The organism is Tumebacillus flagellatus, assembly GCF_000714935.1.
Classification (GTDB): Bacteria; Bacillota; Bacilli; order Tumebacillales; family Tumebacillaceae; genus Tumebacillus; species Tumebacillus flagellatus.
The window spans coordinates 1-1864 of record NZ_JMIR01000079.1 but is presented as its reverse complement, the minus strand read 5'-3'; the positions used below and the strand labels follow the sequence as shown (position 1 = coordinate 1864).

General features: G+C 43.8%; 1 protein-coding gene. It reads left to right on the top strand.

Going from position 1 to position 1864, the window contains the following annotated elements:
• Positions 1 to 518: 518 nt before the first annotated feature.
• Entirely contained in the window at positions 519 to 1679 is a 1161-nt protein-coding gene (locus EL26_RS22950) for a DUF4179 domain-containing protein (protein WP_081857435.1), read from the top strand.
• The last annotated feature ends 185 nt before the right edge of the window (positions 1680 to 1864 follow it).

Below are 1864 nucleotides of genomic sequence, written 5' to 3'. Positions count from 1 at the left end.
GCTCACGGAGTATACCTATTAATGAAGGACACTTATTTTATCATTATAAGCTAAACCCGAGATTAACAAGTCGATCTCGGACTGCCCTTACTACACTCCAAACTATCACTTCCTGTTCAATTCTTACTCTGAATTCGATTATGGACACACGTTCACACAGTATAGTTCTGGTACTATCTATATCAAGTGTGTGCAATACGGTATTCACGCTGGGCAACAAGCCAACGTAAACTGGATCATTGATCAACTATCTATCGGTGAAACCTATACAGTAAACTTGAAAGGTGATTACACCTCGACGGCTGCAATCCTTAACATGGGTGCCTTCGCTGCTGGCAACTACGTCGTGAGAAATGAAAACGGAAGTAACGCAGGAGGCACAAAATACGACACCGAAGGGAACTACTACGTATATCACTATTAGGAACTTTGAGAAGCCCACTCCCTCTTGGGAATGGGCTTTTTCTATTTTGCACACCCTAGATAAAACATGAAACGATAGGACAGGTGACGAACAATTGAGAAGGGAAAAACTCATTTTGTGTGCAAGTGCGTTGGTAGCTGTACTCCTTAACTCCTCGGTATCAACGGCTCTAACCGTTCCTTCCTTGGACAAAGAGGATGTACTGGCAAAACTCCGTCAACGAGGTTTGGTGACGTCCCTCAACCAGAGCAAGGACTGTCAGGGTTACACGGTCAATCTCACAAGTGTCTATTATGATGGCCCTACCTTGTATGTCGGGTATTCGGTAAAGGTCTCCGCTGTATCAGAAAAGGAGGTACCGATACCTGAATGGGAGGTAGTGGATAGTCGTGAACTTACTCGCTATTCATTCACAAATGACATTGTAAACCGTGCCCAAGGAACTCTCACAGGCGTATTGTCATTGCGCTTACATGGAGACAGGCCAAAATCATTTCAATTGAACCTGGAAGCCAAGAAAATAGGAACGATACAAAGTAACGGTGAATTAAAGTTCTCTATTCCTGTGTCCAGAGAAAAAATTGCTCCCACTCTTTACGAAGGGTCGCCCGAAATCTCGAAGACATTTGGTGACCTCACGATAACTACAAGGAAACTTGTGATGACCCCAACTGTTACAGATCTTTCAGTCCAAGTAAAGGGGCCACGAGCCAAGAGTTTAGTGTTCCGCGTTGAAGATTCTGCAGAAACATACCTTGATACAGGGAACAGTTCAAGCAGACCCTACATGGAGTCCTATCTTTATCATGTAAGCTTACCTTCCCTGGATCTGAACCAAACACCCTATCTCATCTTGCAAGCAGGATATCGTCAGTATGTATTTGGGCAGGATAAAAAGACGTATGACTTGTCTCTATCCACAAAATATCCGATTGTGTTGCCTCATCTCCCGGGTGAAGTTCAGATTCAAGGCATAAATGCCCTCCCAGATAAAACAATACTGACTTACTCCGTGCGGAAGCCCGAGAATCAAATGCAGGAATTCTTACTAGAAGATGGGGAGGGAAAACAATATGCTCCTTTGAGCAACTATCCAAAGCGGGTGGATCGTAAGACTTATACCTATCAATTGGAATATCCCAAGGTTGCTCTAACTCGTGGAAGTAAGCTTCGATATACTGTTATCTATAAAGACGGAAAGCCTGTAGAGCCAACAAAGTTTCCCTATGAAATTAAAATTCCGATCAAAAAGTAGGGGTACGGTGCTCCAACGAGTGCGGGATAAGACTGAAGAGCACATTGGTCTGCGGTTTGCAGTGAAAGGAAGTAAAAACGAAGATGTGTTTCGCAACTGAAAAGTGCAGAGTATCGCGGCGAGGGAATATTTTCCTTGCGGTATAAAAATTCGTACTTTACATGGAGCCTCTATGGGCGTGATTG